This is a genomic window from Thermocrispum municipale DSM 44069, from assembly GCF_000427825.1.
Lineage (GTDB): Bacteria > Actinomycetota > Actinomycetes > Mycobacteriales > Pseudonocardiaceae > Thermocrispum > Thermocrispum municipale.
Window position 1 is genome coordinate 40,767 of record NZ_ATYT01000004.1, and the last position, 23,470, is coordinate 64,236.

A 23,470-nucleotide genomic window follows, 5' to 3' on the forward strand; every position below is an offset into this window, starting at 1 on the left:
GATGCAGTGGCAAGCGACATCATTCCGATCGAGCTCGGTCTGCCGCAAGGCGACCTGGTCACCCTCTGGGCGCCGCGCTGGCGAGAGGACGGCGAGGAGTGGGAAGCCTTCCTCGGCGACGACGAGGACCTGTTCGCGTTCCCGGACGCTGCCCACCTGGCCGCCTACGTACGGACGGCCGAGCAGCACGACTTGATCGACCACCCGTCGTGGCACATCGTCCCCGCGCTCAACGTGCCCGAGCTGATCCCGGACGACGACCACTCCTACGACCTGGTCGGCGTCCCGGAGCTGGTCGCGGAAGAGCCGGACTCGTGGACCATCGGCGAGCTGGCCGAGATCGTCAACATCGTCCGGTCGCTCGCCGACGTGTGCGAGCTGGACGAGGTGCACGAGGTCCTGGACGCACACGAAGGCTTCTCGCTGCTGCAGCAGGGCAGGCTGCCGTTCACCGGCCGGGAAGGCGCCAAGCTGTGGGACGACCTGGCCACCGCGGTCGCCGAGAAGTGGGACATCGTGCTGGACGCGATCGACGAGCTGGTGGTCATCCCGGAGATCGACGAAGCGGTGCTGGACGAGACCGCCGAGGAGCTCGCCGCGTTCCACGAGGAGTCCGCCGAGTCCGAGGCCGGGGTGGACGACGACGCGCTGACCGGCAACGACGACGACATCGACACGGTCGACTCCGATGACGACGAGGAGACCGAGGACGACGAATCGCTCGGCTTCTGGGGCGAGGTCGGCATCGACCCGATCAAGATCGTCACTCGCAACGCGGAGTACTACACGCTGCGCTGCTACCTGGACGACGAGCCGGTCTTCCTCGGCAAGGACGGCAAGATCGACGTCTTCACCAGCCCGCGCGCGCTGGCCCGTCAGCTCGCCGACGCCAAGGAGCTGGGCGAGAACGACATGGCCGAGATGCCGACGTGGGACGACATCGTCGCGAAGGCGACCACCGGTGACCTGGAGGTCGAGGTCACCGAGGACAACACCTACGTGCTGGCCGGCCTGGACGAGGACATCGCGGAGGGCCCTGCGGCCATCGACCCGAACCAGCTGGACCTCGCCGTCGAGCTGATCGTGGACGCGGCCGATTGGGCGGGCGACGATGCGCCGTCCGAAGCACTCGCCGAGTCGGAGCGGCTGGGCTGGCTGGTGTCGTTCGTGCTGCGGCCAAGCGTCAACCGGCTCGAGCCGTCGGCGCCGTTCGACGACGAGGTCGCCGCATGGGTGAAGCTGGTCAACGCGCTGGAAGACCGCTTCACGGTGCACTGAGGACGCACCCGTCCACGGGTCGTTCTCAGCCGTCCAACACGTTCGGACGAGGGGTGTCTCACCCTCAGGTGAAGGTTCACATTCGGCCGTTCGGAGCACTGCGCTGTCCGGCTGACCTGCAATAGTCCGATCTTGCCCGGGGGCGTGATCGGGTGCACGCAGGGTGTAGGTAATCTCTCAGCACTCCCTATCGCGCCGACGAAGGTCAACGCCGTGAACGAAAACTCGATTGCCCCGTCCTTCGACAAGATGCGCAACATGCTGGTGCGCGCTGCCGAGGTGCGGGAGAGCGAACAGCAGCAGATCTTTGACGCACTGGACGACATCTACGCCCGGCTGGCCCCGGTCGAGTCGCTGGGCGCGGTCCGCAAGCGCTTGTCCGAGCTGCCCGACCGCACCGAGGTCGGCGTGCTCGCCGAGCGCCTGGACGAGGCGATGTCCCGCCTGGAGGCGCAGGACAACGCCATTGCCGCCGCTACGCGCGCGATCGAGAACATCGTCGATCGGCTCGCCAAGCCGTTCGCGCAGCTGGACGGCCGGCTGGATGGTGTGGCAGGCCGCTTCGAGGGCGTCCAGGGCAAGATGGAGGGCCTCGAGGACAAGCTGCAGAACATCCACCGCAGGCTGGACGAGCTGGACAGCCACCTGGACAAGCAGGACTCGAAGCTGGAGAGCCTGCCCAGCTCGGTGTACGGGCTGGTGCGCGAGCGCATCGAGCTGGCCGAGAACGCGCTGCGCGAGCGGCTGGACACCGTCGACAGTGACGTCCGGGCCCGCACCGAGGCGCTGGAGACCGAGCTGAAGGAGCAGATCGGCGAGACCGCCGACGAGCTGCGCAAGAGCGTGCAGGACGCCGCGTCGACGATCGACCCGACCGAGCGGCTGGAGGCGATCACCAGCAAGCTCGAGTCGCTGTCCAGCACGGTCGAGGAGCTCGGCAAGCGCATCGACGCGGTCGAGGAGAGCGTGACCAGCCGGTTCGGCGACCTGGACGGCACCGTGAAGGCCAAGTTCTCCAGCGTGGAGAACGTGATCACCCAGCGCCCGGACACCGACGAGCTGGACTCGCTGGTGCGCAAGCGCAACGAGGAGTCCGAGCGCCGCATCGGCGGGCAGCTGGACGAGGCGATGGCCACGTTCGCCGAGCTGATGCTGGGCGGTCCGCCGCAGCCGCCGGTGGTGCAGGCGCCGCCGCCCCGGCAGCCGCGTCGTACGCGCAACTCCAACTCGCGTGCCCGCAACGGCTCGAAGAAGGAAGCCGAGGCCACGTCGGAATAAGCAGACCAGCACAACGGCCCGCGAGCGTTCGCGGGCCGTTGTGCTGTGCAGATGTTGCGGGAACGGGTGGCCGCCCGTCCCGGCGCGCCGCGGCCAGGTCGACCGGCGCGGGTCGTCGTAAGTGCCGGCGCGGAACATCCAGAGGCCGGCGCGGGACGCCGCAAGTTCCAACGCGGACGTCCAGGTGTCAGCGCAGGACGTCCAGCACCAGCGGCGAGTTCTCCTCCGCCCGCTCGGCGATCTTGATGCCCTCCAGCAGTGCTTGTCGTGCGGCCGGTACCACGTCCGGGGTGTCGGTGTGCAGCTCGGCGATCGGCTGGCCGGTGGCCACGGTGTCCCCGCGCGTGGCGAGGAGCTTCACCCCGGCCGCGGACTGCACTGCGTCGCCAGGGGCCGCGCGGCCTGCACCGAGCCGCCACGCAGCGACTCCGACCGCCAGCGCGTCCACTGTGGCCAGAACACCGTCCTGCGCGGCCGTGACCACCTCGACGTGCTCGGGACGCGGCAGCGGGGCATCTGGGTCGCCACCCTGCGCCCGGATCATCCTGCCCCACACCTCGTAGGCCTCACCGGACGCCAACACCTTCGCCGGGTCGACGTCCAGCCCGGCCAGCGCAAGCATCTCCCGCGCCAGCACCACCGTCAGCTCCACGACGTCCTGCGGCCCGCCGCCCTGCAGAACCTCCACGGCCTCGGCCACTTCGACCGCGTTGCCCGCGGTGCGGCCCAGCGGCGTCGACATGTCGGTCAGCACGGCCGTGGTGGCCACGCCGTGCGCCTGCCCGATCGCCAGCATCGTGCGGGCCAGCTCGGTGGCCTGCTGTCTGGTCTTCATGAACGCACCCGAGCCGACCTTGACGTCCAGCACCAGCGACTCCGGCCCGGAGGCGATCTTCTTCGACATGATCGAGCTGGCGATCAGCGGGATGGACTCCACGGTCGACGTGACGTCGCGCAGCGCGTACAGCTTGCGGTCGGCCGGCGCCAAGTTCGCCGACGCGGCCGCGATCACCGCGCCGACCTCGCGCAACTGTGCAGCCAGATCGGGCACGTCCCCGCTCCAGCCGGGGATCGACTCGAGCTTGTCGAGCGTGCCCCCGGTGTGCCCGAGACCGCGCCCGGACAATTGCGGGACGGCGGCACCGCATGCGGCCACCAGCGGCGCCAGGATCAGCGTGATCTTGTCGCCGACACCGCCCGTGGAGTGCTTGTCCACGGTCGGCCGGTCCACGTCCAGCGTCAGCCGCTCGCCGGAGGCGATCATCGCCGCGGTCCACCGGGAGATCTCCTCGGCGTCCATACCGCGCAGGAAGATCGCCATGGCCAGCGCCGACATCTGCTCCGGTGCGACCTCGCCCCGCGTGTAGGCGTCGATCACCCAGTCGATCTGCTCGTTCGACAGCCGCCCGCCATCTCGCTTGGTGCGGATGACGTCGACCGCACTGTGGAACTCGGTCATGGCAGGTCCTGAGGTCCGAACGCGTCGGGCAGCACCTGCGCCATCGGCAGCACGCCGCGCGGGGTGTCCAGCAGGCACTCCGGGCCGCCCAGCTCGTACAGGATCTGCCTGCACCGGCCGCACGGCATGAGCAGCTCGGCATCACCACTGCGGCACGCCACGGCCACCAGCCGCCCACCGCCGGTCAGCCGCAGCTGCCCGGCCATGGTGCACTCCGCGCACAGCCCGACGCCGTACGAGGCGTTCTCCACATTGCATCCGATGACCACCCGGCCGTCGTCGACCAGTGCGGCCACTCCCACTTGCAGGCCCGAGTACGGGCTGTAGGCCAGTTCGGCGGCCTCGACCGCCGCGGCCCGCAGGTCGGGCCAATTCACCTGCACCGTCATGACTTGATGTAGGGAACGCCGTTGGCCGCAGGCGGGCGTATCTTTCCGACCAGCCCGGCCACCGCCAGGATCGTCAACAGATACGGCGTCATCGCCATCAGTTCGCTCGGAATCGGGAAACCGATAATGCCCAGCACGCTCTGCAGGTTATCGGCAAACCCGATCAGCAGCGCGGCGAAAACCGCCCCGATCGGGGTCCACCGGCCCATGATCATCGCGGCCAGCGCGATGAAGCCCGCACCGGCGGTCATCTCCTTGTTGAAGATGCCCTGCTGGGCCAGCGTGAAGAACGCACCGCCGAAGCCGGCGATGGCGCCACCGATCAGCACGTTGCGGAACCGCACCGAGTTGACGTCGATGCCCGCGGTGTCCGCGGCCTCCGGGTGCTCACCGACCGCGCGCACCCGCAGACCCCAGCGCGTGTGGAACAGCGCGACGTGCACCAGCGCGACCACCACGTACATGACGTAGACGATGATCGTCTGGTTGAACAGCACCGGCCCGATCACCGGAATGTCCGACAGCAGCGGGATCTCCAACTTGCCGAACTTGCCCGGCGAGTTCCACGTGTCCTGCTCCGGCGCGAGCAACGAGCCGTACAGGAAGTTCGTGACGCCGTAGACCAGCACGTTCAGCACCACGCCGACGATGATCTGGTTGACGAAGTACTTGATGGTGAAGACGGCGAGCAGCCACGCCACCATCACGCCCGCGATCGGCGCGGCGATCAGGCCGAGCCACAGATTGCCGGCCAGTGAGGCCACCACACCGGACAGGAACGCGCCGAACAGCAGCTGCCCGTCGATGGCGATGTTGATGACGCCGGACCGCTCGCCGACCATCCCGCACAGCGCGCCGAAGATGAACGGCACGGCAAGCGCCAGCGCGCCCTGCAGCAAGCCGGTCAACGAGATGGCCGCGCCGGCCACCGCCCACACCAGGAACGACATGACGAACAGCAACCCGAACAGGATGGGCAGCCACAGCGGTTGCTTGCGCGCCTTGCCGGTCAGCCAGAACGCGTACGCCGCGGCCAGCAAGCAGCCGACCGCGAGCACGATCGACGTCAGCTTCGACGGCACCGCCAGCGGGTCCAGCTGGATCGCGTCGCTGCGGGTCGACAAGCCGAACGTGGCGGTCGCGCTGTCGGCGAGGATGCCGAACACCACCAGCGCGAACAGGCCGAGCACCGTGTAGGCGATCGGCGGGGCCCAGTTGCGGGTCAGCGCCTTGACGTTCTCGCTCTCCGGCTCGGTGGTGGCCGGCGTGGTTGCGGTCGTGGTCTCGGTCATGCCAGCCCCCCGCTACCCGGCGCCACCGGCCTGGTGGCGCGCACCTTGATTCGGAACACGGCCCGCACGAGCGGCGGAGCGGCGATGAACAGCACGATCAACGCCTGCACGACCAGCACGATGTCGATCGGGGTCTGGGTCTGCGCCTGCATCGTGGTCGCCCCGGCCCGCAGCGCGCCGAACAGGATCGCGGCGAGCACCGTGCCGATCGGGCTGGACCGGCCGAGCAGCGCGACCGTGATGGCGTCGAAGCCGAGCTGTTCGGCGATCGCACCGTGCAGGTGCAGCGACGTGCCCATGACCTGGGTGGCCCCCGCGATCCCGGCCAGGCCACCGCAGATGAACATCACCGTGGTGTAGCTACGCCCGACCGAGATGCCCGCCGTGGTGGCCGCGTGCGGGTTGAACCCGACGGCCTTGAACCGGAAGCCCATCGTGCTGCGGTTGAGCAGCCACCACGTGTACACCGCGGCCAGCAGCGCGAACACCAGGCCGAGGTTGAGCCGCGACCCTTCGATCGGCCGCCACAGCTCCGCGGTGGGCAGCATGAACGGGCTGCGCGGCAGGTCCTCGCCTTCCCGCTGGAACGGATCGGTGGTGAGCAGGTACGCGAGCAGGAACAGCGCGATGTAGTTCAGCATGATCGTCACGATCACTTCGTGCGCACCGCGCGTGGCCTTGATGAAGCCCGCGATACCGCCCCAGATCGCGCCACCGACGAACCCGGCGAGCATCGCCACCACGACGTGCACGACCGGCGGCAGGTCGATCGCGAAACCGATGTAGCCTGCCAGGATCGCGCCGAGGATCAGCTGGCCCTGCGCACCGATGTTGAGCAGGCCGGTGCGGAACGCCAGCGCCACCGCGAGCCCGGCGGCGATCAGCGGGGTCGCGTAGGTCAGCGAGTCGGCGAACGGGCGCAGCGCCCGGCCGACGGTGTATTCGTCGAAATCGATGATCGCGCCGGAGAACATCGCCGCGTAGGCCTCGCTCGCCGAGGTCCACATGGCCGCGAACGTGTCGCCCGGCCGGGAGAAGAAGTAGCTCGCGGCGGCGTGCACGTCCGGGTCGGACACCACGATCAAGATCGCGCCGATCAGCAGCGCGAGCACCACCGACAGAATCGTCAGCGCGGTACTGCCGGTGGTCAGCTCCCGCAGGAAGCGTTGGCCGATGGATGGCTCGTCCTGTGCCGGCTTGCCCGCATCCGGTTTCTGGTCGGTCGTGGTGACCGCACCGGAGTCGTCGCCGTCCTGGCGCGTCTCGGTGTCGGGACGCTTGTCCTGGTCTGTCACTTCTGGTCCTCGTCCTGCTTGGTCAGCAGCGCCTCGGCATGCTCGATGAGCGTCGGATGTTCTTCCGCTTGCTTGTCCGCCTCCTGCGGCGGGACACCGGCCATCATCAGGCCGAGCACGTCACGGTCGGTGTCGCCGGGCACGATGCCGACGACCTTGCCCCGGTACATCACCAGCACCCGGTCGGCCAGCGCGTTCACCTCGTCCAGCTCGGTGGACACGATCAGCACCGCGGTGCCTTTGTCCCGCTCGGCGATGATCCGCTTGTGCACGAACTCGATCGACCCGACGTCCAGCCCGCGGGTCGGCTGCGCGGCAATCAGCAGGCGTAGCGGGCGGGACAGCTCGCGCGCGATGACGACCTTCTGCTGGTTACCACCGGAGAGCGTCTTGGCAGGCGTGGCCGCGCTGCCGGTACGGATGTCGAACTCGGCGATCCGCTCGGTCGCGTTGGACTGCACCGCGGCGGGCTTGAAGATCGGACCGGAGGCGAACGGGGGCTGGTCGTGCAGGTCGAGCACCAGGTTGTCGGCCACCGAGAAGTCCCCGACCAGGCCGTCCACCTTGCGGTCCTCCGGCACGAAGCCGACGCCGGAGCGCAGCACCTGGCGCACCGAGCGGCCGATGAGCTCCTTGCCGTCCAGCCGCACCGACCCGGTCGCCTTCGACTGCAATCCGAGAATGGCCTCGGTGACCTCGGTCTGCCCGTTGCCCTGCACACCCGCGATGGCCAAGACCTCGCCGGCCCGGACGTCGAACGAGACGTCGTCGACCACCACCTGGTCGCGCTCGTCCACCACGGTCAGCCCTTGCACGTCGAGCACGACGTCACCGGTCTTCGGCGGCTCCTTGTCGACCGCGAGCGTGACCGAACGCCCGACCATCATCGACGCCAGTTCGGCCTCCGAGGCGGACGGATCAGCCTCACCGACGATCTTGCCGAGCCGCAGCACGGTGATCCGGTCGGCGACCGCCCGCACCTCCCGCAGCTTGTGCGTGATGAACACGATCGACGTGCCGTTGGCCTTGAGCTGTCGCATGATCTCGATCAGCTCGTCGGTCTCCTGGGGAGTCAGCACCGCGGTCGGCTCGTCCAGGATGAGGACGCGCGCGTCCCGCACCAACGCCTTGATGATCTCCACCCGCTGCTGCACACCGACCGGCAGCGTCTCCACCACGGCGTCCGGGTCCACGTCGAAGCCGAACCGCTCGGAGATCTGCCGCACCCGCTTGCGCGCGGCGTCCAGGTCGAGCAGCCCCCCGTTGCGCACCGGCTCCGCCCCGAGCATCACGTTCTCCGCCACGGTGAACACCGGCACGAGCATGAAGTGCTGGTGCACCATGCCGATGCCCGCGGCCATCGCGTCACTCGGGCTGTTGCATTTCAGCGGCTTGTCGTCGACGAAGATCTCGCCCTCGTCCGGTTCGAGCAGGCCGTAGATGAGGTTCATCATCGTCGACTTGCCCGCGCCGTTCTCGCCGAGCAGGCAGTGGATCTCCCCCGGCTCGATGACCAGATCGATGTGGTCATTGGCCACGAGAGACCCGAACCGCTTCGTGATACCGCGCAGTTCGAGTTTCACCGTGTCCTGCTCCGCCCCGCTGTGCTCATTGCTTCTCCTCCCCGTGCACGTGCCAGCGGCGGGGGCGGTCCGGCCCCCGCCGCAGCGCGCGCTGATCGTCAGAAGGCGGCGTCGGACTCCACCTTCAAGTCACCCGCGATGATCTGCTGGGTGAGGTCGTCGATCTCCTTCTTGGTCTCGTCGGAGACCTTGCTGTCGAAATCGTGGTACGGGGCGAGCGAGACGCCCTTGTTCTCCAGCGTGCCGACGAACGGCTCGTTGGAGAAGTTGCCTTCCGCCGTCTCGGCGGCGGCGTTCTTCACCGCGACATCCATGCCCTTGATCACACTGGTCAGGATGATGTCCTTGTACTTCGGCAGCGCCTCGTAGCCGTCGGAGTCCACCCAGATGATCGACACGTCGCCCTGTTCCTTGGCGGCCACCGCGGCGGCCTCACCGATCGGGCCGGCCACCGGCATCATGATGTCCGCGCCGTCGTTGAGCAGGTTCTCCGAGATCTGCTTGGCCTTGTTGGAGTTGTTGAAGTTGCCGACGAACTGACCGTCCTGCGTCTTCTTGTTCCAACCGAGCACCTGGACGTTCTTGTTCTTGGTCTTGTTGTAGTGCTGGACGCCGTCGTAGAAGCCGTCCATGAAGATGGTCACGGTCGGGATCTTGGCGCCGCCCCACGTGGCGACCTTGTTCGTCTTGGTCTGTGCCGCGGCCAGGTACCCGGCGAGGAACGCGGCCTCGTGGGTGTTGAACACCAGCGGCTTGACGTTGTCGATCGGCGTCGGCTTGCCGGACTTGTCCGTGTAGAGGTAGTCGACGATGGCGAACTTCTCCTCCGGGTTCGCCTCCGCGGCCGCCTTGGTCGCGTCGGCGAGCAGGAAGCCGACCGTCACGATCAGCCCGCAGTCCGCCTTGACCATCTGGTCGACGTTGGGCTCGTAGTCGCTGGCCGCGTTCGACTCGGCCAGTCGCGGCTTGGCGGAGATCCCTTCGGCCGCGGCGTCCTGCAGTCCCTTCCACGACGTCTCGTTGAACGACTTGTCGTCCGGGCCGCCTTCGTCGGTGACCATGCAGCCGACGAAGTCGGTGTCGCTGCTGCCGCTGCCCCCGTTGCCCTCACCGGGGGGCTCGCCGCAAGCCGCGGTCGCCAGGCCGACAGCCGCCAGACCGGCGACCAAACGCATTTTGTGTGTACGACGCACCGCGCCTCTCCCTCCCCGCTCGGTTCTCGAGCGGTCCAGTTGTCAAGTGCCAAGCACAAGCCTGGAACGACCGGGAAGGCTACCTTCCCGGTTCAACATTGCGGATACGGACGACCCTGCGTAATCGAATCGTTGGGCCGACGCGTCCACGCGGAGTAAATATGAAGACGCTCGGTGACGCCACTGTGCCCGTTGCGTCACAACCGACTGTCGATCTTGCGCCGTCCGCCCGTGTCTGATCGGTCACAACGGCCAGCCCGCTGCACAGCCGAAATGCAGGAGCGGGTCTAGCATCCGGGCATCACTATTCGTCCGTCCAAAGTAGGGCTGGAGGCGGTTCCCGAATGACCACCACGGCAAGTCCGCCCACGGGGGCCGGAAATGTCCGCCGCGGGGGCACCCTGTACTTCGGCGACCCTGGAATGTGGTCGTGGGTGCTGCACCGCATCACGGGCGTTCTGACCTTCTTCTTCTTGTTCGTCCACGTGCTCGACACCGCGCTGGTCCGGGTGTCGCCGAGCACGTACGACGAGGTCATCGCGTCCTACAAGACACCGTTGGTGAACTTGCTCGAGGTGGGCCTGGTCGGTGCGGTGCTCTACCACGCGCTCAACGGCCTGCGCGTCATGCTGGTCGACTTCTGGTCGAAGGGCCCGCGCTACCAGCGGCAGATGCTGTGGGGCATCGTGGTGATCTGGCTGCTGGTGATGATTCCCGGCACCTACTTCATGCTCGAGCGCACCATCTCCGAGCTGTTCGGAGGTGCCTGATGGCCGAGTCGACCACCGCGATCGCGCTTGACCGTCCCCGTTCGCCCCGCCGCCCGGCGGCCCGCCGCAGCAACTTCGAGCTGTACAGCTGGCTGTTCATGCGGATCTCCGGCCTGGCACTGGTGGTGCTGGTGCTCGGCCACCTGTTCATCATGAACATCCTCGACGGCGGCGTGCACCGGATCAACTTCGCGTTCGTCGCCGGACGCTGGTCGTCGCCGTTCTGGCAGTTCTGGGACCTGCTCATGCTGTGGCTGGCGCAGCTGCACGGCGGCAACGGGTTGCGCACGATCATCGACGACTACGCCCGCAAGGGCAGCACCCGCTTCTGGCTGAAGATGCTGCTGTACGTCTCGATGGCGGTCATCCTCGTGCTCGGCACGCTGGTGATCTTCACCTTCGACCCGAACATCTGACCCACCACCACGGGAGCGAGAAGACCATGCAGGTTCACAAGTACGACGTGGTGATCGTCGGTGCGGGTGGCGCGGGCATGCGCGCAGCCATCGAGGCCGGTCAGCGGGCCCGCACTGCGGTGCTGACCAAGCTCTACCCGACTCGGTCGCACACCGGCGCGGCGCAAGGCGGGATGTGTGCCGCGCTGGCCAACGTCGAGGAGGACAACTGGGAGTGGCACACCTTCGACACCGTCAAGGGCGGTGACTACCTCACCGACCAGGACGCCGCGGAGATCATGGCCAAGGAGGCCATCGACGCGGTGCTCGACCTGGAGAAGATGGGTCTGCCGTTCAACCGCACGCCGGAAGGCAAGATCGACCAGCGCCGGTTCGGTGGCCACACCCGCGATCACGGCAAGGCGGCGGTGCGCCGGGCCTGCTACGCGGCCGACCGTACCGGCCACATGATCCTGCAGACGCTGTACCAGAACTGCGTCAAGCACGGCATCGAGTTCTTCAACGAGTTCTACGTCCTCGACATCGCGCTGACCGAGACGGCCAACGGCCCGGTGGCGTCGGCGGCGATCGCCTACGAGCTGGCCACCGGCGAGATCCACGTCTTCCAGGCCAAGTCGATCGTGTTCGCCACCGGCGGCTTCGGCAAGGTGTTCAAGACGACGTCGAACGCGCACACGCTGACCGGCGACGGCATGGGCATCTACTTCCGCAAGGGCCTGCCGCTGGAGGACATGGAGTTCTACCAGTTCCACCCGACGGGCCTGGCCGGCCTGGGCATCCTGCTCACCGAGGGTGCGCGGGGTGAAGGCGCGATCCTGCGCAACGCGTCCGGTGAGCGGTTCATGGAGCGCTACGCCCCGACCATCAAGGACCTCGCGCCGCGCGACATCGTCGCCCGGTCGATGGTGCTCGAGGTGCTCGAGGGCCGCGGCGCGGGCCCGAACAAGGACTACGTGCTGCTGGACTGCACGCACCTGGGTGCCGAGGTGCTGGAGACCAAGCTGCCGGACATCACCGAGTTCGCCCGCACCTACCTGGGCATCGACCCGGTGAAGGAGCCGGTGCCGGTGTATCCGACGGCGCACTACGCGATGGGTGGCATCCCGACCACGGTGCGCGGCGAGGCGCTGGCGGACAACGAGCGCGTCATCCCCGGCCTGTACGCGGCGGGTGAGTGCGCGTGCGTGTCGGTGCACGGCGCGAACCGGCTCGGTACCAACTCGCTGCTGGACATCAACGTCTTCGGCAAGCGTGCGGGGATCGCCGCCGCCGAGTACGCCGCCACGGTGGACTTCCCCGAGCTGCCGGACGACGCGGCCGATCTGGTCACCACGATGGTCGGCAAGCTGCGGGAGTCCGACGGCAGCGAGCGGGTCGCGGTGATCCGCAACGAGCTGCAGGCCACGATGGACGCTAACGCGGCGGTGTACCGCACCGAGGACACCCTCAAGCAAGCACTCAACGACATCCACGCGCTCAAGGAGCGCTACGGGCGAGTGGCCATCCAGGACAAGGGCATGCGGTACAACACCGACCTGCTCGAGGCCGTCGAGCTGGGCTTCCTGCTCGACCTGGCCGAGTGCTTGGTCAACGCGGCCCTGGCGCGTAAGGAGTCGCGCGGTGGGCACGCCCGGGAGGACTACCCGAACCGCGACGACACGAACTTCATGCGGCACTCGATGTCGTACAAGCAGTTGCCCGCCGAGCCGGAGCCGGACGCGCCGCTCGGCCTGACCGGCTTCACCGCCGACATCCGGCTGGACTACAAGCCCGTCGTGTTTACCCGTTACGAGCCGATGGAGCGGAAGTACTGATGGCTGCACCCGCTACTGCCGAACCCACCACGCATCCCTCCGGCGTCCCCGCTCCCGAGGGCTCCGTCGACGTGACGGTGAAGATCCAGCGGTTCAACCCGGAACAGGACAGCGAGCCGCACTGGGAGTCCTACGACATCCCCGCGCTGCCCACCGACCGGGTGCTGAACCTGCTGATCAACATCAAGTCCTACATCGACGGCTCGCTGGCGTTCCGCCGCTCGTGCGCGCACGGCATCTGCGGCTCGGACGCCATGCAGATCAACGGGGTCAACCGGCTGGCGTGCAAGGTGCTGGTCAAGGACCTGCTGGCCAAGAAGGGCAAGACCACGATCACCGTGGCGCCGCTGAAGGGCCTGCCGCTGCTGAAGGACCTCTATGTCGACATGGAGCCGTTCTTCGAGGCGTACCGGTCCATCAAGCCGTACCTGATCGCCTACGGCAACGAACCGACCCGTGAGCGCATCCAGTCGCCCGCGGACCGGGAGCGGTTCGACGACACCACCAAGTGCATCCTGTGCGCGGCGTGCACCACGTCGTGCCCGGTGTACTGGGCGGACGGGACCTACTTCGGTCCGGCCGCGATCGTCAACGCGCACCGGTTCATCTTCGACTCGCGCGACGAGGCCGCCGAGGAACGGTTGGACATCCTCAACGACGCCGAGGGTGTGTGGCGCTGCCGCACCACGTTCAACTGCACCGACGCGTGCCCGCGCGGCATCGAGGTCACCAAGGCCATTCAGGAGGTCAAGCGGGCCCTGCTGTTCCGCCGCGTCTGACCGTCCGAGAGACAATCCCGAAGCGCCCGGCCACCTCGCGGTGGCCGGGCGCTTTGCGCTTTACGCCTGACACGCCTTCCTGGCGTCCTCGACGGCCTGCAGCACCTCCGGGTGCTCACCGTCGAAGTGCCGCATCACCAACTCGCGCGGCTTGACCAGCGCATCGGCCAGCGACTTGTACTCGGCGTCGCCCTCGGCCGCTGCCGCCGCCAGCTCGGCCGCGCCACCCCACCGCCGCAGACCGGCCATGTCGGTTTTCGGGTCCAGCGAGTCGGTGCGATCGACCACCGCGCACGCGGCGTTCGCATCGGCCGCCGGCCCGCCGGAGCTCGCCGAGCTGATCCACCACACCAACGCCATGATCCCGGCGCCCAGGACGAGTCCGAGGACTCCGACGACCATCACCGTGCCGCGCCGCGGCTGAGCAGAAGACATGCCGCTGAGACTAATCCCAGCGGCATGTCTTCCTGGTTTCCGTCCCGCCGCGTGCGCGAGCAGGAGTCGATCAGCTGGTTTCCACCTTCACGTAGTCGACGACCATCGGGTGCCCCGGCTCGGTCTCGGCCACCGGAGTCCCTTCGCCCGCGACACCGTTGGGGAATGCACCGCCCATCGCGACGTTGAGCAGCACGAAGTAGCCCTCGTGCGACGTCATGTCGTTCCACGCCTGGTCGCCGATCTGCGCCCTGGTGACCGTGTGGAACTGCTGACCGTCGACGTACCAGCGCAGCTCGTCGGCGCCGGAATCCCACTCGAAGCGATAGGTGTGGAAGTTGCCCTGGCACGGCGAACCCGGACACTCGGTGCTGTTGCCGATGCCCTCGGTCTCATTGCACGGGCCGCCCTGCTGGACACCGCAATGCAGCACGCCCCACGCCTGGTTGATGCCGTTGACGTTCTCCAAGATGTCGAACTCGCCGATGGCCGGCCAGTTCCAGTAATTGCCCCGATACGGGCCGCCGAGCGCCCAGAACGCCGGCCAGTAGCCGAGCGCCTGCCTGCCCGAGACGTTGGGGAGCGAGATCCGCGCCTCGATCGCCAGCACGCCGCCCGACGGCGGCTTGAAGTCCTTGCGCTGGGTCTCGATGCGGGCCGACGTCCAGTTGCCCGAACCGTCCCGGCGCGGCGTGATGGTCAGGTTGCCGCTGCCGTCGAGCTGGAGGTTGTCCGGGTTGGCGGTGTACTCCTGGATCTCCCCGGTGCCCCAGTTGTCCGGGCCACCCGGATAACCGTGACCGGTGTCGATGATCCAGTTGTCGGCCGACGGCAGCGACCCGGCGGGGCCGTCGAAGTTGTCGGACCAGATCTCCACCCACTCGGGCTGCTGCGCTGCGCTTTCCGCTTCGGCGACCGGAGCGACCACGGCCAGCGCGGCAACGGCCGCGGCCGGGAGCGCCAGCATCTTTCGCGATCGGAATCTGCTGGTGAGACGAGGCAAGACGGACACAGGTATCGACCTCCCGCCGCGTATGGTGGCACGCTGGTTCGCCCGATCGGTTGAAAGATGTACGTCGATACCTGTGAGTAGGTTCACTCGGGCAAGTCGACCCGATCGCGCGGCAAGTCCGCTCGAGGAGTCTCGGTGTTACGTCCAGAAGACGGCGAGGCCGACGTTGAGGACGACCAAGCCACCGAGCGTCGGGTTCAGCCAGCTGGGCGCCGTCGGCTTGCGCAGGAATCCCAGCGCCAGTCCGCCGATGACGACCAGCACGAGCAGCTTGATGCCGATCTTGATCGGGTTGTACTCGACCTCGTCGTTGATCGGGTCCAGGCCCATCAGGATCAGGCCGGTGATCAACTGCAGACCAGCGCCATGCAGCCAGCCCTTGTTCACCGGGGCCCCGGCACCCGCTTTGGCCTGCAGCATGAACGTACCGATCAACATCGCCATGCCGAGCAGGTGCAAGAACACCAGCAACAGCCGCACAAACTCCATGGTGGGACCTCGCTTGTCGTTCGCAGGATTGCCGCGATGGTAGCCCTGCGCATCAGCGATCATGCGGACGCTAACCTGCCGACGTGTCCCGCCTCTCACGTCGCGTACTGACCGCTGCGCTCTGCGGCTTGCTGGCCGCCGGGAGCCTGGCGCCTGCGCACGCCGCCCAGCCGACGCCGCCGACGACGTCGAAGCCGTGCGCGAACCAGGCCGCTCCTCCGCCGCCGGTCGACACGTCCGAGGTGCCACCACCCGGCCGGCCGTCGCCGAAGCCGCTGCCGGTGCCGGACAAGCCCGTCGGGGGCCCGCGGATGGGCGGCTGCCTGCCGATCCTGCCGGACACGCCGTTGCGGCCGCCGCGTCGCATCACCGCCGCGTCGTGGATCATCGCCGACCTGGACTCGGGTGAGGTGCTCGCCGCCAAGGCGCCGCACGCCAGGCACCGGCCGGCATCGTTGATCAAGATGCTGCTGGCGCTGGTGGTGATCGACGAGTTGCCGCCGAACAAGATCGTGCAGGCCACCAAGACCGACGCCAGCCAGGAGTGCACCTGCATCGGCATCAAGGCGTGGCAGCGCTACCCGGTGCACAAGCTGTTCACCGGCCTGCTGATCAGCTCCGGCAACGACGCCGCGCACACGCTGGGCACGGCGCTGGGCGGCAACGGCAAGGCGCTGCGCAAGATGAACGCGATGGCCCGCAGGCTGGGGGCGCTGGACACCCGGGCGGCCACCGTGTCCGGGCTGGACGGTCCGGGGATGTCGAGCTCGGCCTACGACCTGGCGTTGATCTATCGGGCGGCGATGCAGCAGCCGCGGTTCGCCAAGGCGGTGCGCACCACCGAGATGCGGTTCCGCTGGCACGAACGCAAGCGGCCGATCACGCTGTACAACGACAACCGGCTGCTGCACGGCCCGGACGCCTACCCGGGCTTTCTCGGCGGCAAGACCGGTTTCACCGACGACGCGCGGCACACGTACGTCGGCGGTGCAGAGCGCGGTGGGCGGCGGCTGTTCGTGGTGTTGATGCGTGCCGAGGCCGATCCGCTGCGGCCGAGCGAGCAGGCACGAAGGTTGCTGGACTACGGGTTCAAGCTGGCCAAGGCGGACACCGAGCCGGTCGGGCAGCTGGTCGACCCGCAGCCGGACAACACGGTCGAGGCCGAACCTCCCCAGCCCGACGCGTCGGATCAAGCCGCACCGGCGTCGAGCACGGACGAGGGTTCGTCGAGCACACCGTGGATCCTGGGGCTGGCGATCATCGCCGCAGCGCTGGCGGGCGGGTTCGTGTTCCGGCGCAAGCCGCGCGGGCAACGCTGACCGAACGTCAGGACCGCGCAACGAGACGTCAGGACCGCGCAACGAGCCGGACAGAAGGGTCGGCCGACCGTATCCCGCACAACAAACGTTCGGTTTGCCCCCGATCGAAGGATTGTGCAGGTCGTCGCCCCAGGCCAAGATCATGCTCACTCGCCGGAGAGTTCGCTGCGCACGAAGGGGAGCGCCCATGGCTCGTCGAAGCTTGCGTGTCCTGTTCACCGCCGTCATCAGCGCCGTCGCGATCACGCTCGGCGCGGCGCCGTCCCACGCTGCGGAGAAGATCCCCGAAGGCGATCTCCCCCAAGCCCTGGTCAACTACGTCGCGTCGCCGGACGCCGTGGCCGGAGCCAACGACTGGTCGTGCAAACCGTCGAAGGACAAGCCGCACCCGGTCGTCCTGCTACCGGGCACGTTTTTCAACATCGGCGTGAACTTCGTCAAGATCGCTCCCCGGCTGCACAACGAGGGCTACTGCGTCTTCGCCACCAACTACGGCATGACGTCGGTGTCGCTCGGGCGAGTCGGCGGCCTGAAGCACATCCCGGAGTCGGCCAAGGAGCTGGATGCGTTCGTGGACAAGGTGCTCCGAGCCACCGGCGCCGAGAAGGTCGACATCATCGGCCACTCGCAAGGCGGCAACGTGCCGATGTACTGGATGAAGAAGATGGGCAACGCGCACAAGGTGGCCCACTACGTCGGCTGGGCACCCAGCTCACACGGCACGTCGGTGGACGGCGTGGTCACGCTCGCGCACAAGCTCCGGCTGCTCGGCTTCGCCATGCCGATCGCCGAGGTCGGCCAGATCCCCGGCGTGCTGGACCAGTTCTACACCAGCGACTACACCAAGGAACTCTGGGCCGACGGTCCCGAGGTGCCCGTGGGTCCGAAGTACACGGTGATCATGTCACGCTACGACGTCGTGGTGACGCCGTACGAGACCCAGAAGCTCGCCGGGCGGGACGTCAACAACGTCGTGCTGCAGGAACGCTGCCCGCAGGACCCGGCAGGCCACGTGGGCCTGTTCAACGACGAGCCGACGATGCAGCTGACGTTGAACGCGCTGGCCGACGGGCCGAAGAACTTCCAGCCGGAGTGCCGAGGATACGGGCTGCCGGTTTTGTGACCTGACCTCGGCAGGCGGGATTGGCACACTCGAACTGAGACCGCCGAGCCGAAGGATCAGCATGACCAGCGCGAACAGCCCGGAGGAACTGCGCGGTCGGATGGTCGACCGCATCATCGGCGCGGGTCTGCTGCGATCCGCGCGGATCGAGGCAGCCATGCGGACCGTGCCGCGGCACGAGTTCGCGCCCGCAGCGTCCCTGGCGGACGCTTACGCGGACCGGACCGTGACCGTCAAACCAGGGCCGGACGGTCCGGTGAGCACGCTGTCCATGCCGTCGGTCGTGGCGATCATGCTGCGCCAGCTCGATCCGCTGCCGGGTGACAACGTGCTGGAGATCGGCGCGGGCGCCGGCTACAACGCCGCCCTGCTCGCCGAACTGGTGGGCCCGGCGGGAGCGGTGACCACGATCGACATCGACTCGGACGTCACCGCGCACGCTCGCGAGGCGCTGGACGCCACCGGCTACCACCATGTACGGGTGATCAACGCGGACGGAGCGTTCGGCGCGCCGGATCGAGCCCCGTACGACAAGATCATCGTCACCGTGGGCCCGTGGGATCTGCCGGCTGCGTGGTTCGACCAGCTCGCCGTGGTCGGGCGGCTGGTCGTCCCGCTGTATTGGCGGGGCCAGTCCCGCAGCATTGCGTTCACGCGGCACGAGGATCACCTGCGGGCGGTGGACAGCCAGCCCTGTGCGTTCATTCCCATGGTCGGCGACGTGGCGGGTGGCGAGCGCTCCGCCGGTCTCGCGGACGGTGTCTCGTTGCACTGGGACGAAGATCAGCGCATCGACACCGCTGCCCTGCGGTCCGCGGTCGGCGGCGTCGGGACCACGCTGTGGTCCGGGGTCACCGTCGCCCCGCACGAGGGTGTGGACGGGATCTGGCTCCGGCTCACCGCCACCGAGGCCGGCACGTGCCGCATCTCAGCGACGGAGGCGGCGATCGCGCACGGGCCGGTGAAGCCGATCTTTCCCGGTTGGGCTCCTGCGGTCGTCGACGGCGATTCGCTGGCGTACCTCACCAGTGCGCGGCGGACGGCGAACGGGCAGCGTCGCTACGCGCTGGGCGCCACCGGGCACGGGCCCCGCGGGCACGAGCTGGCCGATCGAATCGTGGCGACGATCAAGCGCTGGGACGGCAACCGTGCGGCCCAGCCGGTCATCACCGCGTGGCCGGTCGGGACCGAACCGCGCGTGAGCGGGCAGGTCATCGCCAAGCGGCAGACCACCCTGGTGCTGCAAGACGGGTGACGGCGCGCGGCACGTCCAGGTCGGTCGACCCCGGCAAGGCGGGTATCCGGGGTGCGAGTGCCCGGAGGGCGACCGGCGCGGGGACGGACGGCGCCGTCGGCCGAGGCCTGGCGACCGCCGCAGGCCGCCTACTGCGGTGTGCCTGACGGTCGCCGTGGCCACCTGGTCTGACGCCTGGTGCGTGCCCGCGGGCCACCTGCTCCGACGTCCGGCTACTGCCGCGAGCTCCGTGCTCTGACACCTGCCGATCGCCGCGGGCCGGCTACTCCGAAGCTGGGTGATCGCCGCGGGCCGGCCACTCCGGAGCTGGGCGACCGCCGTGCGCCACCTACTCCGACGCCTGGCCCACCAGCAACTGGTGCGACCGTTCCGGCCCGATCGACAGGAACAGCGTGGGCAGCCGCGGCCCGGTGTCCGACGAGCACAGCAGCTGATACAGCGCCTTGAAGAACGCCCGCTGCACCTTCTTCAGCTCCGGGGTCGGCTGGGCGTCCTCCGGCAAGCCGTTGAGGATCTTCGGCACGCCGTAGACCAGCCGGGTCAGGCCGTCCAGCGTCCAGTCCTCGGTCAACCGCTCGGCGAGGATCTGCACGCCCTTCTGGGTCTGCTCGTCCAGCTGCTCCCACGCCTCGGTGTTGAACTCCGACCGCAGGATGGTCCGCTCCTCCGGCGGCACCAGCCGGGTCGCGTAGTTGATCGCGCAGGTCAGCCGCGGCTCGAGTTCGGCGAACATGGTGTCGTCGTCGGCAGGCGCGTCGGCGTCCAAGTGCTGCCGGACCAGCCGGGCCATCTGCTCGGTGTTGGCTTGCGTGATGTCCGCGGCCGAGGACAGCAGCCGGAAGGAGACCGGACGCGTCGAGTACTCCACCGGACCCGCCGTGGTCTGGCGGCACAGCCCGAGCAGATGCTTCTCGATGGCCGAACCCTCGGTGGAGGCCGCCCGGTCGTTGAAGCGGTCCCATTCGTCGTACAGCCGCTGCACCGCGCGCGGCGAGAGGTCGATGGTGAACTTCTGCGACGGCAGCCGCCGCGCGTACAGCCACCGCAGGATCGCGGGCTCGATCACGTCCAGCGCGGTCGCCGGGATGGCCGCACCACCGGCCGATCCGGACATCTTGCTCGAACCACCGGCCAGGCCGACGAACGAGTAGGCGAACGAGTACGGCGCCGTACCACCGAAGATGTCGGCGACCAGCACTTTTCCGGAGGCGAAGCTGCTGGACGGCGCGTGGTGGTCCTCGCCTGCCGGCTCGAAGTCCACGCCCTCGTGGACCCAGCGCATCGGCCAGTCCACCTTCCACACCAGCTTGCCGGAGATCTCCGCACCGTCCTCCAGCGTCATCCGACCGGAGTGGCCGCACCGGCACTCGTAGCTGACCACCGGGTCGGCGTAGTCGGTCACCGTGGTGAAGTCCTTGCCGCACGACTCGCAGTACGGCTTGAACGGGTAGTAGCGCGCCCGCCGCTCCTCCACCGGGGTCTCGTGCCGCCCCTCGGTCTGGAACGACGCCAGGATGTCGAACACCTGGCCGCGCGATTCCATCGCCTTGCGGATCGCCGCGTTGTACGTGCCGCGTGGATACTGCCGGGACTGGCGGATCTCGTGCATGTGAACGCCGAGCCGGCGCAGCGACGCAGAGAACTCCTCGATGAAGTGCGACGCGTAGGAGTCCAGCTCACCGTACGGGTCTGGCACCGCGGACAGCGGCTTGCCCACGTGCTCCGACAGGCTCTCGTCCAGGCCGACAGGCACCTTGCGGAACCGGTCGTAGTCGTCCCAGGAGTGCAGGTGCACCGCGTCCAGGCCGCGCGCCTTGATCTCCTCGGCGACGAAGTGCGCGGTCATCACCTCGCGCAGGTTGCCGAGGTGGATCGGCCCCGACGGAGACACACCGGACGCGCAAATGATCTTCTTGGCACCGGCCCGGTGGGCGTGCTCGATCGCTTGGTCGGCGGCACGCTGAACCCAGCTCAACTCCGACTCGGACACCGATCCTCCGTAAACGAAAAACGCCTCATCAGCGGTAGTCAACGCTAGCAGCGCGGCACCGACCCGCCGCCACCTGGCTCACCTGCCGCTACTTGCGACGCAACCGGCTCAGTCCCGCGCCGAGCAGGCCGCCGACACCGAGCAGGCCGACCACCTGACCGGTCCGCGGGCCCTCCTGCACCTCGACCCGAAGCAGCACCGGCTCCGGCTCGGGTGGCGGCTTCTCGCTCTCCCACGCCGTGGCGGTCCACGCGGTGACCATCAGCAGGAACCGGGCCACCAGGTTGGCGAAGATCAGCAGACCGATGATCGGCCCGAACACCGCGCCGGTGGGCGACGACGTGACCGACGACAGGAACACTGTGGCGGCCGATTTGAGGATCTCGAACCCGATCGCCGCGATCAGCGCGCCTTTCACCGCCGCGCGCAGCACCACCTTCTCCCTCGGCAGCTTGGCGATCACCCACAGGAACACCAGCCAGTTGGCCGCGATCGACAGCACGATGGCCACCGCGGTGAGCCCGGCCCGCGCCCAGCCGTACTCCGCCAGCCCGATCAGTTCCAGGACGTACTCGCCGGCACCGACACCGAGCGCGGTGAGCCCGAACGAGATCACCAGCGCCAGCCCGAGGCCGAGCAGGGCGAGCAGGTCCTTGAGCGTGCCGCTGATGAGCGGGCGATCGACCTTGCGCAGGCCCCACTGCGCGGTCAGCGCGTCCCGCAGGTTCGACATCCAGTTGATCCCGGCGTACAGCGCGGTCAGCAGACCCAGCACACCGACGGTGGTCCGTGACTCGATCGCCTGATCGACCACCTGGTTCAACGTCGCCGCCATCTCCTCGGGCGCCTCCGAGGTGATGGCGCCCTTCAGCTCGTCGAGCAGCTCCTGGTTGCCCGCCAGCACGAACGCGGCGGCGGCGAACGCGACCATCAGCATCGGCACGATGGACAGCACGCTGAAGTAGGTGATGGCCGCGGCGTAGTGGTCGCCGTATCGCTTGCTGTACGCCTCGTGCGCGCGCAGGATGTGGTCCAGCCACAGATAGCGCTTGCGCATTCTGGTGACGAAGCCTTCGCGTTGCTCGCTCACTCCGCCACGCTAACGGCCACGGCGCCGCTCCGCGCGTTGTGCACGCGGGTAGACGCCGAGGGTGAGCCGGTTGGTGGACGTCGACGACGCGAACGCCCGCGATCAGGCGTCGCGCCCGACCGGTCGAGTCAGCTCAGGCGTCGATGCCGACGGCCGACCGCACCGACTTCAGCACCCGAGACGCGCGCTCGCGAGCCCGCTCGGCGCCTTCGGCCAGCACCTTGTCCAGATCGCTGCCTGCGGCCATCAGCTCGTCGTAGCGCTCGCGCATCGGCGCCAGCTCGGTGTTGAGCACCTCGAACAGCTGGTTCTTCACCTCGCCCCAGCCCATGCCACCGGCTTCCAGCCGCTTGCGCGTCTCGGCCACCAGGTCGTCCGGCCCGAACAGTTCGAGCAGCTGGAACACCGACGAGCTGTCCGGGTCCTTGGGCTCCTCCACCGGTGTCGAGTCGGTCGGGATCCGCCGCACCAGCTTCTTCAGCTTGTTCTCCGGCAGGAACAGCGGAATCGTGTTGCCGTAGGACTTGCTCATCTTGCGGCCGTCCACGCCGGGCACGGTGCGCGCCTTCTCGGACTCCGGGATGAGCACCTCCGGGATCACGAACGAGTACTTGTCGCCGTACAGGTGGTTGAAGCTGCCTGCGATGTCCGCGGCGTACTCGACGTGCTGCACCTGGTCCTTGCCGACCGGGACGACATTGGCCTCCATGATCAGGATGTCCGCGGCCATCAGCACCGGGTAGTTGAACAACCCCATGTTGACGCCGTCGTCCGGGTCCTTGCCCGCCTCGATGTTGCGATCCCGCGCGGCCTTGTAGGCGTGCGCGCGGTTCAGCAGGCCCTTACCGGTCACGCACGACAGCACCCAGTTGAGCTCGAAGATCTCCGGGACGGCCGACTGCCGGTAGAAGATCGTGCGACTGGGATCGAGACCCGCCGCAAGCCACGTCGCCGCCACCGACCGGATGTTGTGCTGCAGTTGCTGCGGGTCGCGGACCGCGTTGACCGCGTGGAAGTCCGCGATGAAGTACATCGTCTCGTACGACTCGGCCAGCTTCAGCGCCGGACGGATGGCGCCAACCAGGTTGCCGAGGTGCGGGTCACCAGTGGACTGGATGCCCGTGAGCGAGATCTTCCGGGATGGCTGCGACATACGGGTCATCGTACTGACGGCGGCGCAGGCGATGAGCGCCAGCTCAGACCGACGCGAG

At 68.2% G+C, this 23,470-nt stretch carries 21 protein-coding genes; 9 read left to right on the forward strand and 12 right to left on the reverse strand.

Annotated elements, in window-relative coordinates; all coding sequences use genetic code 11:
• The first annotated feature begins 6 nt into the window (after nt 1-6).
• Together YWM_RS0103540 and YWM_RS0103545 are read left to right on the forward strand one after the other, a co-directional pair.
• Nucleotides 7-1,278 carry a hypothetical protein gene (locus YWM_RS0103540; protein WP_028849551.1) on the forward strand — a complete coding sequence of 424 codons (1,272 nt, stop codon included), beginning with the start codon at nt 7-9 and terminating at the stop codon, nt 1,276-1,278.
• A 249-nt stretch (nt 1,279-1,527) separates the two neighbouring features.
• Nucleotides 1,528-2,556, forward strand: a complete 1,029-nt coding sequence (locus tag YWM_RS0103545) for a hypothetical protein (RefSeq protein ID WP_052344570.1) — start codon at nt 1,528-1,530, stop codon at nt 2,554-2,556.
• A 187-nt stretch (nt 2,557-2,743) separates the two neighbouring features.
• Here YWM_RS0103545 and YWM_RS0103550 read toward each other — a convergent pair whose 3' ends face one another.
• The 6 genes from YWM_RS0103550 to YWM_RS0103575 form a co-directional block, all read right to left on the reverse strand.
• Nucleotides 2,744-4,015 carry a thymidine phosphorylase gene (locus YWM_RS0103550; RefSeq protein ID WP_028849553.1) on the reverse strand — a complete coding sequence of 424 codons (1,272 nt, stop codon included), beginning with the start codon at nt 4,013-4,015 and terminating at the stop codon, nt 2,744-2,746.
• Nucleotides 4,012-4,404 carry a cytidine deaminase gene (locus YWM_RS0103555; protein ID WP_043659560.1) on the reverse strand — a complete coding sequence of 131 codons (393 nt, stop codon included), beginning with the start codon at nt 4,402-4,404 and terminating at the stop codon, nt 4,012-4,014. The genes YWM_RS0103550 and YWM_RS0103555 overlap by 4 nt, the downstream gene beginning before the upstream one ends.
• Nucleotides 4,401-5,696, reverse strand: coding sequence for an ABC transporter permease (locus tag YWM_RS0103560; RefSeq protein ID WP_028849555.1), 1,296 nt, complete (start codon nt 5,694-5,696; stop codon nt 4,401-4,403). Before YWM_RS0103560 ends, YWM_RS0103555 begins: the two co-directional genes overlap by 4 nt.
• Nucleotides 5,693-6,991: an ABC transporter permease gene (locus tag YWM_RS22050; protein WP_084612168.1), complete on the reverse strand. Its 1,299-nt coding sequence runs from the start codon at nt 6,989-6,991 to the stop codon at nt 5,693-5,695. The genes YWM_RS0103560 and YWM_RS22050 overlap by 4 nt, the downstream gene beginning before the upstream one ends.
• Entirely contained in the window at nt 6,988-8,574 is a 1,587-nt protein-coding gene (locus tag YWM_RS22055; RefSeq protein ID WP_052344526.1) for an ABC transporter ATP-binding protein, read from the reverse strand. The genes YWM_RS22050 and YWM_RS22055 overlap by 4 nt, the downstream gene beginning before the upstream one ends.
• 98 nt (nt 8,575-8,672) lie before the next feature.
• Nucleotides 8,673-9,767, reverse strand: a complete 1,095-nt coding sequence (locus YWM_RS0103575; RefSeq protein WP_245565909.1) for a BMP family lipoprotein — start codon at nt 9,765-9,767, stop codon at nt 8,673-8,675.
• Between the two features lie 344 nt (nt 9,768-10,111).
• Here YWM_RS0103575 and sdhC point away from each other — a divergent pair, with 344 nt between their 5' ends.
• The 4 genes from sdhC to YWM_RS0103595 are packed head-to-tail and all read left to right on the forward strand — an operon-like array spanning nt 10,112 to nt 13,546.
• Complete coding sequence (gene sdhC, locus YWM_RS0103580; RefSeq protein WP_084612169.1) at nt 10,112-10,537, forward strand: succinate dehydrogenase, cytochrome b556 subunit; 426 nt, start codon at nt 10,112-10,114, stop codon at nt 10,535-10,537.
• On the forward strand, nt 10,537-10,953 hold the full coding sequence (locus YWM_RS0103585; protein WP_028849558.1) for a succinate dehydrogenase hydrophobic membrane anchor subunit: 417 nt from the start codon (nt 10,537-10,539) through the stop codon (nt 10,951-10,953). Before sdhC ends, YWM_RS0103585 begins: the two co-directional genes overlap by 1 nt.
• Nucleotides 10,954-10,979: 26 nt before the next feature.
• Complete coding sequence (sdhA, locus tag YWM_RS0103590; protein ID WP_028849559.1) at nt 10,980-12,767, forward strand: succinate dehydrogenase flavoprotein subunit; 1,788 nt, start codon at nt 10,980-10,982, stop codon at nt 12,765-12,767.
• Nucleotides 12,767-13,546 (forward strand): succinate dehydrogenase iron-sulfur subunit, encoded by a 780-nt coding sequence (locus tag YWM_RS0103595; protein WP_028849560.1) that lies wholly within the window; start codon nt 12,767-12,769, stop codon nt 13,544-13,546. The genes sdhA and YWM_RS0103595 overlap by 1 nt, the downstream gene beginning before the upstream one ends.
• Nucleotides 13,547-13,606: 60 nt before the next feature.
• Here the strand turns inward: YWM_RS0103595 and YWM_RS22060 are convergent, their stop codons facing one another.
• From YWM_RS22060 to YWM_RS0103610, 3 genes are all read right to left on the reverse strand, one after another.
• Nucleotides 13,607-13,981: a hypothetical protein gene (locus tag YWM_RS22060; RefSeq protein WP_043659565.1), complete on the reverse strand. Its 375-nt coding sequence runs from the start codon at nt 13,979-13,981 to the stop codon at nt 13,607-13,609.
• A 70-nt stretch (nt 13,982-14,051) separates the two neighbouring features.
• Nucleotides 14,052-14,948 (reverse strand): glycoside hydrolase family 16 protein, encoded by an 897-nt coding sequence (locus tag YWM_RS22065; RefSeq protein WP_043659658.1) that lies wholly within the window; start codon nt 14,946-14,948, stop codon nt 14,052-14,054.
• Between the two features lie 183 nt (nt 14,949-15,131).
• Nucleotides 15,132-15,482 (reverse strand): hypothetical protein, encoded by a 351-nt coding sequence (locus YWM_RS0103610; protein WP_028849561.1) that lies wholly within the window; start codon nt 15,480-15,482, stop codon nt 15,132-15,134.
• Between the two features lie 83 nt (nt 15,483-15,565).
• Between YWM_RS0103610 and YWM_RS22070 the strand changes: the two genes are divergently transcribed.
• From YWM_RS22070 to fxlM, 3 genes are all read left to right on the forward strand, one after another.
• Nucleotides 15,566-16,801, forward strand: coding sequence for a D-alanyl-D-alanine carboxypeptidase family protein (locus tag YWM_RS22070; RefSeq protein WP_052344528.1), 1,236 nt, complete (start codon nt 15,566-15,568; stop codon nt 16,799-16,801).
• Nucleotides 16,802-16,988: 187 nt separating this feature from the next.
• On the forward strand, nt 16,989-17,924 hold the full coding sequence (locus tag YWM_RS0103620; RefSeq protein ID WP_028849562.1) for an esterase/lipase family protein: 936 nt from the start codon (nt 16,989-16,991) through the stop codon (nt 17,922-17,924).
• A 61-nt stretch (nt 17,925-17,985) separates the two neighbouring features.
• Nucleotides 17,986-19,179, forward strand: a complete 1,194-nt coding sequence (fxlM, locus tag YWM_RS0103625; RefSeq protein ID WP_028849563.1) for a methyltransferase, FxLD system — start codon at nt 17,986-17,988, stop codon at nt 19,177-19,179.
• A gap of 328 nt (nt 19,180-19,507) precedes the next feature.
• Here fxlM and lysS read toward each other — a convergent pair whose 3' ends face one another.
• The 3 genes from lysS to YWM_RS0103640 all read right to left on the reverse strand — a co-directional run bounded on the left by lysS (nt 19,508) and on the right by YWM_RS0103640 (nt 23,412).
• Nucleotides 19,508-21,169, reverse strand: a complete 1,662-nt coding sequence (gene lysS, locus YWM_RS0103630; RefSeq protein ID WP_028849564.1) for a lysine--tRNA ligase — start codon at nt 21,167-21,169, stop codon at nt 19,508-19,510.
• A gap of 88 nt (nt 21,170-21,257) precedes the next feature.
• Nucleotides 21,258-22,259: an inner membrane protein YhjD gene (gene yhjD / locus YWM_RS0103635; RefSeq protein WP_028849565.1), complete on the reverse strand. Its 1,002-nt coding sequence runs from the start codon at nt 22,257-22,259 to the stop codon at nt 21,258-21,260.
• Nucleotides 22,260-22,392: 133 nt separating this feature from the next.
• Complete coding sequence (locus YWM_RS0103640) at nt 22,393-23,412, reverse strand: tryptophan--tRNA ligase (RefSeq protein ID WP_028849566.1); 1,020 nt, start codon at nt 23,410-23,412, stop codon at nt 22,393-22,395.
• Nucleotides 23,413-23,470 lie beyond the last annotated feature (58 nt).

Coding starts and splice junctions, on each gene's coding strand:
- YWM_RS0103595 (WP_028849560.1), top strand. CDS start 12,767: ATGGCTGCACCCGCTACTGCCGAACCCACCACGCATCCCTCCGGCGTC.
- YWM_RS0103550 (WP_028849553.1), bottom strand. CDS start 4,015: ATGACCGAGTTCCACAGTGCGGTCGACGTCATCCGCACCAAGCGAGAT.
- YWM_RS0103555 (WP_043659560.1), bottom strand. CDS start 4,404: ATGACGGTGCAGGTGAATTGGCCCGACCTGCGGGCCGCGGCGGTCGAG.
- YWM_RS22060 (WP_043659565.1), bottom strand. CDS start 13,981: ATGTCTTCTGCTCAGCCGCGGCGCGGCACGGTGATGGTCGTCGGAGTC.
- YWM_RS0103545 (WP_052344570.1), top strand. CDS start 1,528: ATGCGCAACATGCTGGTGCGCGCTGCCGAGGTGCGGGAGAGCGAACAG.
- YWM_RS0103640 (WP_028849566.1), bottom strand. CDS start 23,412: ATGTCGCAGCCATCCCGGAAGATCTCGCTCACGGGCATCCAGTCCACT.
- YWM_RS0103560 (WP_028849555.1), bottom strand. CDS start 5,696: ATGACCGAGACCACGACCGCAACCACGCCGGCCACCACCGAGCCGGAG.
- fxlM (WP_028849563.1), top strand. CDS start 17,986: ATGACCAGCGCGAACAGCCCGGAGGAACTGCGCGGTCGGATGGTCGAC.
- YWM_RS0103620 (WP_028849562.1), top strand. CDS start 16,989: ATGGCTCGTCGAAGCTTGCGTGTCCTGTTCACCGCCGTCATCAGCGCC.
- YWM_RS0103585 (WP_028849558.1), top strand. CDS start 10,537: ATGGCCGAGTCGACCACCGCGATCGCGCTTGACCGTCCCCGTTCGCCC.
- YWM_RS22065 (WP_043659658.1), bottom strand. CDS start 14,948: ATGCTGGCGCTCCCGGCCGCGGCCGTTGCCGCGCTGGCCGTGGTCGCT.
- sdhA (WP_028849559.1), top strand. CDS start 10,980: ATGCAGGTTCACAAGTACGACGTGGTGATCGTCGGTGCGGGTGGCGCG.
- YWM_RS0103610 (WP_028849561.1), bottom strand. CDS start 15,482: ATGGAGTTTGTGCGGCTGTTGCTGGTGTTCTTGCACCTGCTCGGCATG.
- sdhC (WP_084612169.1), top strand. CDS start 10,112: ATGACCACCACGGCAAGTCCGCCCACGGGGGCCGGAAATGTCCGCCGC.